This is a genomic window from Streptomyces sp. NPDC041713 (assembly GCF_055591085.1).
On record NZ_JBVIZY010000008.1, the window covers coordinates 176,252 to 190,990 of the forward strand.

Here is a 14,739-nt window from a genome sequence, read left to right on the forward strand (position 1 = left end):
GCACACGGAGAGCCCGGCGGCCGCACGCCGCACGCCGCCCGCCGCACGCCGCAGCGGCACGCCGCACGCCGCAGCCGCACGCCGCACACCACGCGTCCGCCGCGCGGCCGCCGGGCTCGCTACGCCTCCTCCGGCTTCTCCGAATCCATGCCGGGCCGCGCCTTCTTCCACAGGCCACGGGTGAAGTCGGGGATCGCCTGCGGCGCGCCCTTCGCCTTGATCGACAGATGGCTCAGCGGTACGGGCGAGGTCCAGGTCGCGGCGTCGTACACGTCGAAGTCCGGCACAAGGCCGAGCCGCATGGTCTGCATCAGCCGGAAGACCATGATGTAGTCCATGCCGCCGTGCCCGCCGGGCGGATTCGCGTGTTCCTTCCAGAGCCAGTGGTCGAAGTCGGCGTACCGGGCGAAGTCGCCCCATTCGTCGTTCGTGTGGTCCGGCTCGATGTAGATGCGCTCCGGGTAGTCCTCGAAGACGCCGCGCGTGCCGCCCAGGCTGTTGATGCGGCTGTACGGGTGGGGCGTCGACACGTCGTGTTCGAGGCGGATCACCCGGCCCTTCGCCGTCTGGACGAGACTGATCGTGCGGTCGCTCTCGATGTACGTCTCCTTCCAGCTGGGGTCGCCCGCGGGCATGTGCGCCTTGCGGTACTCGGCGAGGCCGAGCGAGGGCGTGCCGAAGCTGGAGATGTGCGTGACGCGGTCGCCGCGGTTGACGTCCATGTAGTTGGCGACCGGGCCGAAGCCGTGGTTGGGATAGAGATCGCCGCGCAGCCGGGTGTGCCACAGACGGCGCCACGGCCCCTCGTAGTAGTCGGGGTCGAACATCAGGCCGCGCAGATCGTGGTTGTACGCGCCCGCGCCGTGCAGAAGATCGCCGAACTTGCCCGCGTGCGCCATCCGCAGGACGCGCATCTCGTTCTTGCCGTAACAGCAGTTCTCCAACTGCATGCAGTGCCTGCGGGTGCGCTCGGAGAGGTCCACGAGCTCCCACAGCTCGTCCAGGCGCAGGGCGATGGGGCACTCCACGCCGACGTGCTTGCCGTTCAGCATCGCCGACTTGGCCATCTCGAAGTGGAAGTCCCAGGGCGAGGCCACGTAGACGAAGTCGATGTCACCGCGCTTGCACAGGTTCTCGAAGTCGTGCTCGCCCTTGGTGTACGTCGCCGGGGCGGGCTGGCCCGCGGCCGTGACCTTCTTCGCGGCGGCCGCGGTCTTCTCATTGACCGGATCGCACAGCGCCACGACCCGGACGCCGGGTATCGCGAGGAACAGGTCGATCATGCTGCCGCCGCGGTTGCCGAGCCCGATGATCCCGACCCGGACCGTGGAACGCCGCTGGAACGGTACGCCGATCATGGTCTTGCCCTTGCGCGCGGGAGCCTCGGCGGTGTCCGGCACCGAGGCGTCCGCGGCGGTGGCGGCGTCGGCGGTCGCGGGGGCGTCGGCGTGCGCCGTCCCGCCCGTGAGGGCGCCGACCCCGAGACCCGCGCCGGCGAGCCCCGCCGTCCGGAGCACCGCACGGCGCGAGCGGCCGTCTCCCCGCGTGCCCTCGGCGGCGTCGTCGTCGGGGCGGGTGGCGTCGGGAGTCGGTGTCGCGTTCTCGTCGTGCATCGGACCTCCGTAGCTATGGGCGGCTGGTCTCTACCACTGGGGCGGAAGCCACCCTGATGGGGGGAGGGCCGGTGCGCAAGAGGCCGAAGTGGTCGGGGAGTTGGACTTCTGCGTCGTGACGCGAAAGGCTCGCCGCCTTTGTTCGCCGGGGACGTCCTGGTCCGCGCCGGGTGGGGCTTTCGCCGCCCGGCGGAGCCCTACGGCCGCGTCGCACGCTCCAGTTCCAGGAGCACGGAGTAGTAGCCGCGGCCCGTCGCGTGGTCCATGCCGACCTCGCACATGCGATTGGCCGAGAGGTGGGCGTCGAAGGGGCGGGAGGTGACCTCCGCGGCCTCCTTGCGCGTGGCCGACTCCGTGAGTTCCTTGTGGAGCATGCCGCGGTCGCCCGCGAAGGCGCAGCATCCCGCGTCGTCCGGGACGACCACCTCGTCGGCGCAGGCCTCGGCGACGGCGCGCAGGTCCGCCTCGTCGCCCAAGTGCTGCATGGAACAGGTGGGGTGGAGCACGGCGGAGCCGACCGTCCGGCGCACCGTCAGGTGGGGGAGCAGCTCGTCGGCGGCCCAGACGATCGAGTCGACGACGGTCAGTTCCCGGTGCAGTTCGCGGTTGTCCGGGGTCAGATAAGGCACGACCTCGTGCGCGATGCCCAGCGTGCAGGAGGATGCGTCGACGACGAGGGGCAGGCGGCCGCCCGCGGTCCAGCCCCAGGCCGCCTCGACGATGCGGTTGGCCATGACCCTGTTCCCCGCCTCGTACCCCTTGGAGTGCCAGATCGTGGCGCAGCACGTTCCCGCGACATCGTCCGGGATCCAGACCGGCCTGCCCGCGCGCGCGGAGACGGCCACCACGGCCTGGGGCAGGGAGCGGTCGCCCGGGCCCCCGAAGATGCGGTTGACACAGGCCGGGTAGTAGACGGCGGTGACGTCCGCACGCGCGGTGCGCGGCAGCCTGCGCGCGGCGGCCGCGGGGATCTGGGGCAGCCACTCCGGGACGAGGTCGGGGCGGACCGCCTTGCGCGCGGTGCGCGTCACCGCCGTGAGCAGCCGGTCGCTGATCCGGTCGGCGGCGGCCACCGCGAGCCGCGCGGACGCCTCGACCGCCTTGAAGTTCTTCGCGGCGAGCGCTGCCGCCTTCTCCTCGCGGGGCGAGTGCCGGGCGTGCCGGAAGTCCTTCATCAGGGCTCCCGTGTCGATCCCGACCGGGCAGGCGATGCGGCAGGTGGAGTCGCCGGCGCAGGTGTCCACGGCGTCGTATCCGTACGCCGCCACCAGGCCGTCCTCGACCGGCGACCCTTCCGGCTGGCGCATCATCTCGCGGCGCAGCACGATGCGCTGGCGCGGTGTCGTGGTCACGTCCTCGCTGGGGCAGGTCGGTTCGCAGAAGCCGCACTCGATGCACGGGTCGGCGATGAGCTCCACCTTCGGGATGGTCTTGAGGCCGCGCAGATGGGCCTTCGGGTCACGGTCGAGGACGATGCGCGGGGCGAGGACGCCGTCCGGGTCGATGACCTGTTTCGTGCGCCACATCAACTCCGTCGCCTTCGGGCCCCACTCCAGCTCCAGGAACGGCGCGATGTTGCGGCCCGTGGCGTGTTCGGCCTTCAGCGAGCCGTCGAAACGCTCCACGGTCAGCCGGCAGAAGGCGTCCATGAAGGCGGCGTACCGCTCCACGTCGGCGGGGACTGAGGCGTCGAAGGCGAGCAGGAAGTGGAGGTTGCCGTGCGCGGCGTGGCCCGCGACGGCCGCGTCGAAGCCGTGCCGCGTCTGGAGGTCGAGCAGGGCCTCGCAGGCCTCGGCGAGCCGCCCCGGCGGCACGGCGAAGTCCTCGGTGATCAGCGTCGTCCCGGAGGGGCGGGAGCCGCCGACCGCGGCGACGAAGGCCTTGCGCGCCTTCCAGTAGCCGCCGATGGTCTTCGCGTCGCGCGTGAAGGTGTTGGTCACCGAGGCCACGGGCGCGACCAGTTCGAGCCCGTCGAGAGCTTTGGCGGCGGCCGCCTCGTACGCGTCCTGCGCGGCCTGGTCCGGAGCGCGGAACTCCACAAGGAGCGCCGCGGTCGACTTCGGGAGGCCCGCCCAGTCGGCGGGCACACCCTGCACGCTCACCGACGCGCGCAGGGTGTTGCCGTCCATCAGCTCGACGGCGAGCGCACCGGCCGCGTTGAACAGCGGCACAGCGGCCGCCGCCGCGGGCAGCGAGGGGAAGAACAGCAGGGCGGTGCTCGTGTTCCGGTCCAACGGCAGCGTGTCGAAGACGACCTCCGAGATGAAGCCGAAGGTCCCCTCGGAACCGACCATCAGACCGCGCAGGATCTCCACAGGGGTCGCGCCGTCGAGGAAGGCGTCGAGGCGGTAGCCGTTGGTGTTCTTGATCGCGTACTTGGCCCGGATGCGGGCCACCAGTTCGGGGTCCGCCGCGATCTCACGCTTGATCGCCAGCAGACCCTCGCACAGCTCCGGTTCCGCGTGCGCCAGTTGGTCGTCGGCGTCCGGAGCCGCCGTGTCCACGACGGTGCCGGAGGGCAGGACGAAGGTCAGTGACGCCACGGTGCGGTAGGAGTTGCGGGTGGTGCCCGCGGTCATGCCCGACGCGTTGTTCGCGACGACGCCCCCTACGGTGCAGGCGATCGCGCTGGCCGGGTCGGGGCCGAGCACCCGGCCGAACCGGGCCAGTGTGGCGTTGGCCCGCACCACCGTCGTACCGGGGCCGATTCGGGCCCGCTCGCCGCCGCCGAGCACCTCCACGCCCGACCAGTGCTTGCGGACGTCGACCAGGATGTCCTCGCCCTGCGCCTGGCCGTTCAGGGAGGTGCCCGCCGCGCGGAAGACGACGTCGCGGCCGTTGCCGTGCGCGTACGACAGGACGGCCGACACGTCGTCGATGTCCTCGGCGACGACCACGACCTGCGGAACGAAGCGGTAGGGGCTGGCGTCCGAGGCGTACCGCACCAGGTCGGAGACCTTCGTCAGGACCTTGTCCGCGCCGAGCAGCGCGGTCAGACCGGAGCGCAGCGGTTCCGGGGTGCCGGCGGCCCGCCGGTCGGGCACGCGGTCGTGCGACGGGCCCTGGACGCGCGACGCGGGACCGGGGCGCAGGGCGTCCGGCTCGGGCTCCAGCAGTGGCATGAGCGCTCCTCGGCGGTTGCGGTGGCGTACCCGGCGGTCGCGTACCCGGCGGTGGTGCTCGGCGGTGCGGACGGTGGTGCCCGGTGGGCCGGAGGCCTCAGCAGCGGCGGACGTCCGGCACGTCGAACAGCGCGTTGAGGAGCACGCCCAGCTGGGCGCGCTGCTCGGAGTCCAACGGAGCCAGAATGTCCTCGGCGGCGGTGCGGCGCGCGCTGCGCAGTTCGCCGAGCGCCTTGAGGCCCGCGTCGGTGAGCTCGATGCGGATCACCCGGCGGTTGGTGGGGTCGGGCGCGCGTCGTACGAGATCGGCGGACTCCAGGCCGTCGACCAGGGTGGTGACGGCGCGGGGGACGACTTCGAGGCGCTCGGCGAGGTCGGCCATGCGCGGCGGGGTCTCGTAATGCGCGAGGGTGCGCAGCAGGCGGGACTGGGCGGGCGTGATGCCGATCGGCACCAGATGGCGCTTCTGGATCCGCTGCAGCCTGCGGGTGAGCCGCAGCAACTGTTCGGCGAGCAGGCCGTCGGGGTCCGGGGTGTTCATGCGGGAACATTACCAGGACCTTGTGCATTGTGAGTATAGGTAACAGTGAGCTATGCTCCCTGAGTCATCGTCGTCCGAGATCCCGAAGGAGCCCATGCGCCACGACGAACCCACCTGGACGCCGCAGCCCTCTGCCCCCGGCGAGGAGCCGCAGCCGCGCCAGATGCGCCGCATCCTCCGCCTCTTCCGTCCTTATCGAGGCCGCCTCGCGATCGTGGGCCTCCTGGTCTGCGCCGCCTCGCTCGTCTCGGTCGCGACCCCGTTCCTGCTCAAGGAGATCCTCGACACCGCCCTGCCCGAGGGGCGTACGGGCCTGCTGAGCCTGCTCGCGCTCGGCATGATCCTCAGCGCGGTCGTCACGAGCGTCTTCGGCGTCCTGCAGACGTTGATCAGTACCTCCGTGGGGCAGCGCGTCATGCACGACCTGCGCACCGCGGTCTACGGCCGGCTGCAGAGCATGTCCCTGGCCTTCTTCACCCGCACCCGCACGGGCGAGGTCCAGTCCCGCATCGCGAACGACATCGGCGGCATGCAGGCGACGGTCACCTCCACCGCCACCTCCCTGGTCTCCAACCTCACCAGCGTCATCGCGACCATCGTCGCCATGCTCGCCCTGGACTGGCGGCTCACCGTCGTCTCGCTGCTCCTGCTCCCCGTCTTCGTCTGGATCAGCCGGCGCGTCGGCCGCGAGCGCAAGAAGATCGCCACGCAGCGCCAGAAGCAGATGGCCGTGATGGCGGCGACGGTCACCGAGTCCCTCTCCGTGAGCGGCATCCTGCTCGGCCGGACCATGGGGCGCGCCGACTCCCTGACCAAGTCCTTCGCCGACGAGTCCGAGCAGCTGGTGGACCTGGAGATCCGGTCGAACATGGCGGGCCGCTGGCGCATGTCCGTGATCTCGATCGTCATGGCCGCGATGCCCGCCGTCATCTACTGGACCGCCGGCCTCGCCTTCCAGTTGGGCGGCCCGACCGTCTCGATCGGCACCCTCGTCGCCTTCGTCTCGCTCCAGCAGGGGCTGTTCAGGCCGACGGTGAGCCTGCTCTCCACCGGTGTGCAGATCCAGACCTCGCTCGCGCTCTTCCAGCGCATCTTCGAGTACCTCGACCTGCCGATCGACATCACCGAGCCCGAGAAGCCGGTCCGCCTCGACAAGATCAAGGGCGAGGTCCGCTTCGAAAGCGTCGAGTTCCGCTACGACGAGAAGTCGGCGCCCACGCTCCAGGACATCGACATCGCGATACCCGCGGGCGGCAGCCTCGCCGTGGTCGGACCCACCGGCTCGGGAAAGTCGACCCTGAGCCACCTCGTCCCCCGTCTCTACGACGTCTCGGGCGGCCGCGTCACCCTCGACGGGGTCGACGTGCGCGACCTCGACTTCGACACCCTGGCGCGCGCCGTCGGCGTGGTCTCCCAGGAGACGTACCTCTTCCACGCCTCGGTCGCCGAGAACCTCCGCTTCGCCAAGCCGGACGCCACCGACGAGGAGCTCGTGGCCGCCGCGGGCGCCGCCCAGATCCACGACCACATCGCCTCCCTCCCGGAGGGGTACGACACCGTGGTCGGCGAGCGCGGACACCGCTTCTCCGGCGGCGAGAAGCAGCGCCTCGCCATCGCCCGCACCATCCTGCGCGACCCGCCGGTCCTCATCCTCGACGAGGCGACCAGCGCCCTGGACAACGGCACGGAGCGGGCGGTCCAGGAAGCCATCGACGCCCTGTCCGCCGACCGGACCACCCTCACCATCGCCCACCGGCTCTCCACCGTCCGCGGCGCCGACCAGATCGTGGTCCTGGACGCCGGACGCACCGCGGAGCGCGGCACCCACGAGGAGCTCCTCGCGCGGGACGGCCGTTACGCGGCCCTCGTCCGCAGGGAGGCCCAACTGGAGCCCGCGACATGAAGATATGTCCGGAATATAGACATTTGCGGGTTACCGTGCCTCCATGCAGACCAAGATTCCGCGACGGGGCACGATTCGACTGACGCGGCGGGGCAAGATCGCCCTGATCGCGACCGGAGCCGCCGCTGCGGTCACCGCCGTGACGGTGCCGCTGCTGCTTCCTGACGACGACGCGAAGCCGCAGACCCTGACCATCCCGGAAGGGTGGCGTTCGGGTCAGGTGTACGCGGCCGTGGACAAGGCCCTCGGGGTGCCCAAGGGCACCACGAAGAAGGCCCTCCCGAAGGCCGGGCTCAAACTTCCCCGGGACGCCCACGGCAACCCCGAGGGCTATCTGTTCCCGGCCACGTATCCGATCGATTCCCGGTCGACGCCGGCCTCCGTGCTGTCGTACATGGTGAATACGGCCCAGCAGAAATTCAGCGGGGGTCAGGTCACGGCGGGCGCCGACCAAAATGCCGCAAACGGCTACCAGACCGTCACCATTGCGAGCATGATCGAGGCAGAGGCGGGCTCCAAGGAGGACATGGGCAAGGTCGCCCGGGTCATCCAGAACCGTCTCGACCGGGGGATGCCGCTGCAGATGGACTCCACCATCAACTACGCGCTCAACCGTTCCACCCTGGCGACCAGCGAACGCGACACGCAGATCAAAAGCCCGTACAACACCTACGCGCGCATGGGGCTGCCGCCCACGCCGATCAGCAATCCCGGCGAGGAGGCGATGCGGGCGGCGACCAATCCGACCCCGGGGGACTGGCTGTACTTCGTGACCGTGAAGCCGGGGGACACACGTTTCACAGCGAGCTTCGAGGAACACCAGAAGAACGTGGGCGAGTTCAACAAGGCGAAGTAGCGGGAGGCCAGAGGGGGTTCTTTCGGCCGCCGGGCCGGCTTCGCCTTGACCTCGACCGTGGTTCAGGTACAACGCTTTTCACCGACCATACCGCTCAGTATGCAGAGGAGCCGACCGTGGCCGCACCGATATCACGTGCCTTCCCCGACGTCCGGCGCGCGGACGCCGGGACGATCCTCGTCAGCTCCTGGACGCTGCCGGCCCCAGGGGTGCAGAAGCAGGCCGCGGACCTCGTGATCGAGGAGTGGGAGCAGCAGGAGCGCCCGGCGGGCATGCTCTCGTTCACCACGTTCCTCAGCGAGAACGGCCGCGAGGTCCTCAACTACGCGCAATGGACGGACGACGACTCCTACCGCAGGTGGACACGGGCGGCCAAGAGCGCCGAGGACAGGGGCAAGGTCGACCGCATGGTGCTGGGCATCGGGCGGCCCGGCGAGGTGCGCTACGCGATCTACCGCAGCTATGCGCCCGACGAGGGCGCGGACCGGGACCCCGGCGCGCTGGTCACGCCCGTGTTCGAGACCGAGGGCCCGGACAGCCAGCGCGCGTTCGTCGACGGAGTCATCGGGATCCTGGAGCGGACCCGGCCGCCGGGGCTGCTGGCCGCGCACTTCCATACGAGCAAGGACGGCCGGCGGGTGCTCAACCACGCGGAGTGGGCGGACATGGCGTCCTGGCGGCGTTTCAACGAGGGCGGCGGCACCGTCGAACTGGCCATGATGATCGACAGCCTGGAGGGTGTCACCCCGGTCCCCACGCTGCCCGCCGTGCCGCGCTACCTCCCGTACAAGAGCCTGGTCAACGTCGCCGCGCCCTGACCCGGTCGCGCGCCCCGACACCGATCGCCTCCGCCATCCGCCATCCGCCATCCGCCGTCCCCGACACCGATCGCCTCCGCCACCCGCGACGGCGAGCGTGCCGCCGGATCACACCGCGGCGGGCGCCCCCGCCAGCAACCGCTGGATGTCGCGGACCGCCGCACGGCCCGCCCGGTTGGCGCCGATCGTGCTGGCCGAAGGCCCGTACCCCACGAGGTGTACGCGCGAATCGGCCGCGGCCCGGGTGCCCGCGAGACGTACGCCACCGCCTGCCTCGCGCAGCCGCAGAGGCGCGAGGTGCTCGATCGCCGGGCGGAAGCCCGTCGCCCACAGGATCACATCCGCGTCGACGCGGCGCCCGTCGTCCCACGCCACCCCGGTCGGCGTGATCCGGTCGAACATCGGCAGCCGGTCGAGCACGCCGTCCGCCCTGGCCTGCCGGATGGCGTCGTTCACCGGCAGCCCGGTCACGGAGACCACGCTCTGCGGCGGCAGGCCCTGGCGCACCCGCTCCTCGACCATGGCCACGGCCGCCCGGCCCCAGTTCTCGTCGAACGGGCCGTCCCGGAAGACCGGGGGCCGCCGGGTGACCCAGGTCGTCGAGGCGGCGTACGGGGCGATCTCCATCAGGTGCTGTGTGCCGGACGCCCCGCCGCCCACGACCACGACCCGCTGCCCCCGGAACGCCTCGGGCCCCGGGTAGATCGCCGTGTGCAACTGCCGCCCACGGAAGGTCTCCTGGCCGGGATAGCGCGGCCAGAACGGCCGGTCCCAGGTGCCCGTCGCGTTGATCAGCGCACGGGTCGAGAAGGTGCCGGTCGACGTCTCGACGAGCAGCCGTCCGTCCGTGCCGGAGCCGGAGTCGTCCTCCCGGACCCTGTACACGTCGACGGGGCGCCGCACGCGCAGGTCGAAGCGGTGCTCGTACTCCTCGAAGTACTCCCCGATGACCTCCGACGACGGGCGGGCGGGGTCCGCGCCGGTCAGCTCCATGCCGGGGAGCGCGTGCATGCCGTGCACCTTCCCGTACGTCAGGGAGGGCCACCGGAACTGCCAGGCGCCGCCGGGCCGGGGCGCGTGGTCGAGGACCACGAAGTCCCGGTCCGGTTCGAAGCCGACCCGGCGCAGGTGGTAGGCGCCGGACAGACCTGCCTGTCCGGCGCCGATGACGACCACGTCCACGACCGCATCCACGTCCTGGCCCGCCGCTGTGGCGGCCGCGTCTCCTGCCCCGATGTCGTTCACGCTTCTACTAACTTCGTCGGGGTTCGGGATCTTCCCGGAGGAAGGTGTGAGATCCCGCGGGCGGGACGCCCGGGCTCAGCGGCCCCCCGCCACCAGCAGGGGAGCCCCGCCCGGAGCCGACGCCGGGCGGCCGTTCGACGCCGGGACGCCCGCGAGCGGTGAGGCGGGAATCCGCGGCAGCAGCCCGCGCGCGGCCAGCTCCGGAATGACGCCCTCACCGAACCAGTACGCCTCCTCCAGGTGCGGATAGCCCGACAGCACGAAGTGGTCGACGCCGAGCGCGTGGTACTCCTCGATCCGGTCGGCGACATCGGCGTGGGCGCCGACCAGCGCCGTGCCGGCCCCACCGCGCACCAGGCCGACGCCGGCCCACAGGTTCGGAGAGATCTCCAGCTTGTCGCGGGAGCCGCCGTGCAGCGCGAGCATGCGCTGCTGGCCCACCGACTCGCTGCGCCCGAGCGCCTCCTGCGCGGCGGCGACGGTGTCCGGGTCGAGGTCGTCGAGCAGCCGGTTCGCGGTCGCCCACGCGTCGGCGGCCGAGTCGCGCGAAATGGTGTGCAGACGGATGCCGAAGCGGACCGTGCGCCCCTCCTTCTCGGCGAGCCCGCGAATCCAGTTGATCTTCTGCTCGACCTGCTCCGGCGGCTCCCCCCAGGTCAGATAGACATCCGTGTGCCGTGCCGCGACCGGCCCCGCGGCCGCTGACGAGCCGCCGAAGAAGATCTCCGGCAGGGGGTCCGGCGGGAGCGCGGTCAGGCCGCCCTCCACCTGGTAGTGCTCGCCGGCGAAGTCGAACGGCCGGCCGCTCCACGCCCCGCGTACGACCGAGAGGAACTCGTCGGTGCGGGCGTAGCGGCGATCGTGGTCCAAGTGGTCGCCGAACCGCCGCTGTTCCGTCGAGTCGCCGCCGGTGACCACGTTGAGCAGCAGCCGGCCGCGGGTGATGCGCTGGTACGTCGCCGCCATCTGCGCGGCGAGCACCGGGGAGAGCACGCCGGGGCGGAACGCGACGAGGAACTTCAGCCGTTCGGTGTGCTGGGCGAGGGCGACGGTCGTCAGCCAGGCGTCCTCGCACCACGTGCCGGTCGGCGTGAGGACCGCCTCGAAGCCCAACTGCTCGGCGGCCTTGGCGATCTGGGCCAGATACTCGATGTCGGGCGCGCGCACGCCGCTCACCGGGGTGACCCGGGAGCGCGTGATGCCGCCGTCGGTGTAGGCGTGCCGGTCGACGAGGGTGCGGCCGTCGCCGCCGGTCGGCAGGAACCAGTGCAGGTGGACGGTCATGGTCAGGACTCCTTGCGGTACGAGCGCGGCGCGGTGGTGGAGGGCGGCAGATCGCCGTTGAAGCGGGTGTCGACGTAGTCGCCGAAGTCGATGCGGCGCGGGATCAGCTTCAACTCGCTGAAGGTGTCGGCGATCTCCTGTTCGGAGGTGACGACGTCGCGGTCGACGGCCACCGGCACCCGTGTGCCGTTGGTCCGCTTGACCGCGTCGAGTGCGACGCCGTAGGGCAGGCCGGTGTCCTTCGCCCAGACCTTCGCCCAGGCCTCGGGGTGTTTGAAGACCCAGTCCTGGGCCCGGCGGAGCCGCTCCAGGTAGTCGGAGATGGCCTTGGACTTCTTCTTGTCGGCGAGGGCGCCGGGCGCCGCCGCCTGGAAGCCGAGGCCGTTGACCAGCCCGTCGCCATCGGTCAGGACGCGCCCCTTCTTGCCCCGCAGGACCTGCGAGGTGTACGGGTCCCAGACGGCCCAGGCGTCCACCTTGCCGCTGGTGAACGCGGCCAGGGCGTCGGCGGGCTGCAGATACTTGACCTTCACGTCCTTGAAGTCGAGCCCGGCCTTCTTTAGGGAGGCGACCAGCTGGAAGTGCGCCGACGAACCCTGCGCCACGGCAACGGACTTGCCCTTGAGCTCCTGGGGCTTCTTCAGGGGCGAGTCCTTGGGCACGAGGATCGTGTCGCCCGCCGCCGTGCCGTGCGTCGCGGCGACGACGGTGATCTTCGATCCGGCGCCCGCGGCGAAGACGGGCGGGGTGTTGCCGATGGCGCCGACGTCCACTGCCTTGGCGTTGATGGCCTCCAGGAGCGGGGGTCCGGACGTGAAGGTCGACCAGCGGATCTTGTAGTGGAGGTCGTCGAGTTCACCGGCCGCGCGCAGCACGGCCTCCGAACCGCCGCGCTGGTCACCGACGTTGAGGGTCAGCGACCCCTTGCCGTCGGTGCCGCCGCCGGCGCCACCGATCGAGGTACCGGCGGAGGAGGTGCCGGAGCAGGCGGTGAGCAGCAGGGCCAGGGGGAGCAGCAGGAGGGCGGGGGAGAGGGCGGGGCGGGGTGGTCGCATGGCGGGTCCGTTCGGTTCGGTCGGGGAGCGGGGCGGGGCGGGGCTAGCAGGCCGGTCGCGGGGCGGGGCCGGACAGGTCGGCGCGGACTTCGTTCAGAGGGCAGGCGCGTCGGCGTCGACGCCGAGCCGTCGGAGCAGCTCCGCGCGCAGTTCGCCGAAGCGGGGGTCGGCGATGCCGCGCGGACGCTCCAGATCGATCTCGGTCTCGTACGCGATGACGCCGCCGTCCATCACGAGCACCCGGTCGGCCAGGAGCACCGCCTCCTCGACGTCGTGCGTGACGAGGAGCACCGCGCAGCCGCGCCGCTGCCACAGCTCGTCGACGAGCCGCTGTGCCTTGATGCGGGTGAGGGCGTCGAGCGCCCCGAACGGCTCGTCGAGCAGCAGCAGGTCGGGCTCGCGCACCAACGCGCGGGCCAGCGAGGCGCGTTGGGCCTCGCCACCGGAGAGCGTCTTGGGCCAGGCGTCGGTGCGGTGCTTCAGACCCACCTCGGTCAGGGCCTGCTCGGCGACCTCCCGGTCGGGCTTGCCGGGCAGCCCGAGCAGTACGTTGCGCCACACCCGCTTCCACGGCATCAGCCGGGGCGCCTGGAACGCGACGGCCTTGCGGCGCGGCACCAGCACGGTGCCCTCGATGTCGCGGTCGAGGCCGGCGAGGATCCGCAGCAGCGTCGACTTGCCGCAGCCGCTGCGGCCGAGCAGCGCCACGAACTCACCCGGCCTGACGTCGAGTTGAAGGTCGTCGATGACGGGACGGCCGTCGAAGGTGCGGGTCAGCCCGTCGACGCGTACGGCGGACGGCGCGGTGCCGTCGGCGGGGGGCCGCGGGGTGGGTGCGGGTGCGGTCACCGGCCGGTGAACGTCGGTCGCCATTGGAGCAACAGCCTTTCGAGGGTGCGGACGACGAAGTCGGCGCTCAGGCCGAGGAAGGCGTAGACGACGAGGCAGACCACGATCACGTCGGTGCGCAGGAAGTCGCGGGCCTGGACCATGAGGAAGCCGATGCCTGCGTCGGCGTTGACCTGTTCGGCGAAGACCAGGGCGAGCCAGGAGACGCCCAGCGAGTACCGCAGTCCCGTCATGGCCCCCGGGAGCGCGCCGGGCAGGATGACATGCCGTACGAGACCCCACCGCGAAAGGCCGAGCGACTCCCCGGCCTCGATCAACTGGGCGTCGACGCCCCGGATCCCCGCGTACACGTTCAGATAGAGCGGGAAGGAGACGCCGAGGGAGATGATGGCGATCTTGGGCGCCTCGCCGATGCCGAACCAGATGATGAAGAGCGGGATCAGCCCGACGAACGGCACGGTGCGCAGCATCTGCACGCTGGCGTCCACGAGGTCCTCGCCGAGCCGGAAGAGCCCGGCGACGAGCGCGAGCGCCGTGCCGACGACGGTGCCGAACAGCAGCCCGAGGGCCACGCGTTGCAGAGAGACGCCCATGGCGTTAGGCAGGGACCCCTCCCGGATGAGATCACCGGCGACCCGGGCGACGGTCCCGGGCGAGGCGAGCACGTCACTGGCGAGTACGCCGGTGGCGCTCAGGATCTGCCAGAGGGCGAGCAGGGCGAGCGGCCCCGAGGTGCGGCGCAGCCAGCGCGGGACGCGGGTGCGACGGCGGGATGCGGGGACGAGGGCGACGAGGTCGGGTCCTGGTGCGGGGGTTGCGGGGATCGCGGGGGTCGGTCCGGGGAGTGGCTCGGAGCGGGGGTGGGTGTCGGGAGGTGTGGGCTGGTCCTTGACGAGGGAGATACCCGATATGTCGGGCGTCGGTGGCTGTGGCGGGGCATGGCTGATGCGCACAGGTACTCCGTGGAGGCGTGAGGGTGGAGGCGTGAGGGAGGGGTGGCTTTCGGGCCGAGGGGTGCCGGGAGCCGGGATGCGGGGTGGCGCTCGGGCGTACGGCGGACAGGAGTACGTGGCGACCAGCAGGTCGGGCCCGAGAGCCGGCTCTACGGGTCAGGCCCGAGAGTCGGCTCTACAGGTCAGGCCCGAAAGCCGGCCCTGCGGACCAGGTCGATCGAGAAGTGGGCCCGAGGAGCAGGGACACGTACTCCCGCCGGTCCACGCGAGCGACACGAGGCGCCTGCCGGGCAACCGGGCGGAGAGGGAAACGCGAAAGCGGGTGAAAGGGCGTCAGCAGCCGCGGCGACACGCGGAGGAGGCCACCCGCAGCAGGTCGATATGACCGCGCGTGGTGAGCAGGGCTGAACGCAACATGCCGCAGAACGTAGCCAGATCGCGCACGCACGGTCAATGGCGTCTCGAAAGACGGACTCCCGGTATCAGCGGATGGAAGGGCG

12 protein-coding genes are annotated in these 14,739 nt (G+C 71.4%); 3 read left to right on the top strand and 9 right to left on the bottom strand.

The window, feature by feature from the left end; all coding sequences use genetic code 11:
* Nucleotides 1–119: 119 nt before the first annotated feature.
* The 3 genes from ACZ6CV_RS24585 to ACZ6CV_RS24595 form a co-directional block, all read right to left on the bottom strand.
* Nucleotides 120–1,613, bottom strand: a complete 1,494-nt coding sequence (locus ACZ6CV_RS24585; RefSeq protein ID WP_469252872.1) for a Gfo/Idh/MocA family protein — start codon at nucleotides 1,611–1,613, stop codon at nucleotides 120–122.
* A 197-nt stretch (nucleotides 1,614–1,810) separates the two neighbouring features.
* Entirely contained in the window at nucleotides 1,811–4,735 is a 2,925-nt protein-coding gene (locus tag ACZ6CV_RS24590) for an FAD-binding and (Fe-S)-binding domain-containing protein (protein ID WP_469252873.1), read from the bottom strand.
* Between the two features lie 97 nt (nucleotides 4,736–4,832).
* Complete coding sequence (locus ACZ6CV_RS24595; RefSeq protein WP_355809498.1) at nucleotides 4,833–5,276, bottom strand: MarR family winged helix-turn-helix transcriptional regulator; 444 nt, start codon at nucleotides 5,274–5,276, stop codon at nucleotides 4,833–4,835.
* 94 nt (nucleotides 5,277–5,370) lie between these two features.
* Between ACZ6CV_RS24595 and ACZ6CV_RS24600 the strand changes: the two genes are divergently transcribed.
* From ACZ6CV_RS24600 to ACZ6CV_RS24610, 3 genes are all read left to right on the top strand, one after another.
* Nucleotides 5,371–7,179, top strand: a complete 1,809-nt coding sequence (locus ACZ6CV_RS24600) for an ABC transporter ATP-binding protein (RefSeq protein ID WP_469252874.1) — start codon at nucleotides 5,371–5,373, stop codon at nucleotides 7,177–7,179.
* 43 nt (nucleotides 7,180–7,222) lie between these two features.
* Nucleotides 7,223–8,035: an endolytic transglycosylase MltG gene (mltG, locus tag ACZ6CV_RS24605; protein WP_469252875.1), complete on the top strand. Its 813-nt coding sequence runs from the start codon at nucleotides 7,223–7,225 to the stop codon at nucleotides 8,033–8,035.
* Nucleotides 8,036–8,151: 116 nt separating this feature from the next.
* Nucleotides 8,152–8,853, top strand: coding sequence for an antibiotic biosynthesis monooxygenase (locus tag ACZ6CV_RS24610; protein WP_469252876.1), 702 nt, complete (start codon nucleotides 8,152–8,154; stop codon nucleotides 8,851–8,853).
* Nucleotides 8,854–8,961: 108 nt separating this feature from the next.
* Here ACZ6CV_RS24610 and ACZ6CV_RS24615 read toward each other — a convergent pair whose 3' ends face one another.
* The 6 genes from ACZ6CV_RS24615 to ACZ6CV_RS24640 all read right to left on the bottom strand — a co-directional run bounded on the left by ACZ6CV_RS24615 (nucleotide 8,962) and on the right by ACZ6CV_RS24640 (nucleotide 14,656).
* The gene (locus tag ACZ6CV_RS24615) at nucleotides 8,962–10,089 is read right to left on the bottom strand and encodes an NAD(P)-binding domain-containing protein (RefSeq protein WP_469253024.1); all 1,128 of its coding nucleotides are present in this window, start codon (nucleotides 10,087–10,089) and stop codon (nucleotides 8,962–8,964) included.
* 84 nt (nucleotides 10,090–10,173) lie between these two features.
* Nucleotides 10,174–11,382, bottom strand: a complete 1,209-nt coding sequence (locus tag ACZ6CV_RS24620; protein ID WP_362373443.1) for an LLM class flavin-dependent oxidoreductase — start codon at nucleotides 11,380–11,382, stop codon at nucleotides 10,174–10,176.
* A gap of 2 nt (nucleotides 11,383–11,384) precedes the next feature.
* Nucleotides 11,385–12,437, bottom strand: a complete 1,053-nt coding sequence (locus tag ACZ6CV_RS24625; protein WP_469252877.1) for an ABC transporter substrate-binding protein — start codon at nucleotides 12,435–12,437, stop codon at nucleotides 11,385–11,387.
* Nucleotides 12,438–12,530: 93 nt separating this feature from the next.
* Entirely contained in the window at nucleotides 12,531–13,310 is a 780-nt protein-coding gene (locus ACZ6CV_RS24630) for an ABC transporter ATP-binding protein (protein WP_469252878.1), read from the bottom strand.
* Complete coding sequence (locus ACZ6CV_RS24635) at nucleotides 13,283–14,239, bottom strand: ABC transporter permease (protein WP_469252879.1); 957 nt, start codon at nucleotides 14,237–14,239, stop codon at nucleotides 13,283–13,285. Before ACZ6CV_RS24635 ends, ACZ6CV_RS24630 begins: the two co-directional genes overlap by 28 nt.
* A 333-nt stretch (nucleotides 14,240–14,572) precedes the next feature.
* A complete protein-coding gene (locus tag ACZ6CV_RS24640; RefSeq protein WP_355809829.1) occupies nucleotides 14,573–14,656 on the bottom strand; it encodes a putative leader peptide in 84 nt (27 codons plus the stop codon).
* Nucleotides 14,657–14,739: the final 83 nt, after the last annotated feature.

What these genes read in the sequence shown, in the direction of transcription:
- ACZ6CV_RS24595 (WP_355809498.1), bottom strand. Translation starts at nt 5,276, where the DNA reads ATGAACACCCCGGACCCCGACGGCCTGCTCGCCGAACAGTTGCTGCGG.
- ACZ6CV_RS24600 (WP_469252874.1), top strand. Translation starts at nt 5,371, where the DNA reads ATGCGCCACGACGAACCCACCTGGACGCCGCAGCCCTCTGCCCCCGGC.
- ACZ6CV_RS24590 (WP_469252873.1), bottom strand. Translation starts at nt 4,735, where the DNA reads ATGCCACTGCTGGAGCCCGAGCCGGACGCCCTGCGCCCCGGTCCCGCG.
- ACZ6CV_RS24630 (WP_469252878.1), bottom strand. Translation starts at nt 13,310, where the DNA reads ATGGCGACCGACGTTCACCGGCCGGTGACCGCACCCGCACCCACCCCG.
- mltG (WP_469252875.1), top strand. Translation starts at nt 7,223, where the DNA reads ATGCAGACCAAGATTCCGCGACGGGGCACGATTCGACTGACGCGGCGG.
- ACZ6CV_RS24620 (WP_362373443.1), bottom strand. Translation starts at nt 11,382, where the DNA reads ATGACCGTCCACCTGCACTGGTTCCTGCCGACCGGCGGCGACGGCCGC.
- ACZ6CV_RS24625 (WP_469252877.1), bottom strand. Translation starts at nt 12,437, where the DNA reads ATGCGACCACCCCGCCCCGCCCTCTCCCCCGCCCTCCTGCTGCTCCCC.
- ACZ6CV_RS24585 (WP_469252872.1), bottom strand. Translation starts at nt 1,613, where the DNA reads ATGCACGACGAGAACGCGACACCGACTCCCGACGCCACCCGCCCCGAC.
- ACZ6CV_RS24640 (WP_355809829.1), bottom strand. Translation starts at nt 14,656, where the DNA reads ATGTTGCGTTCAGCCCTGCTCACCACGCGCGGTCATATCGACCTGCTG.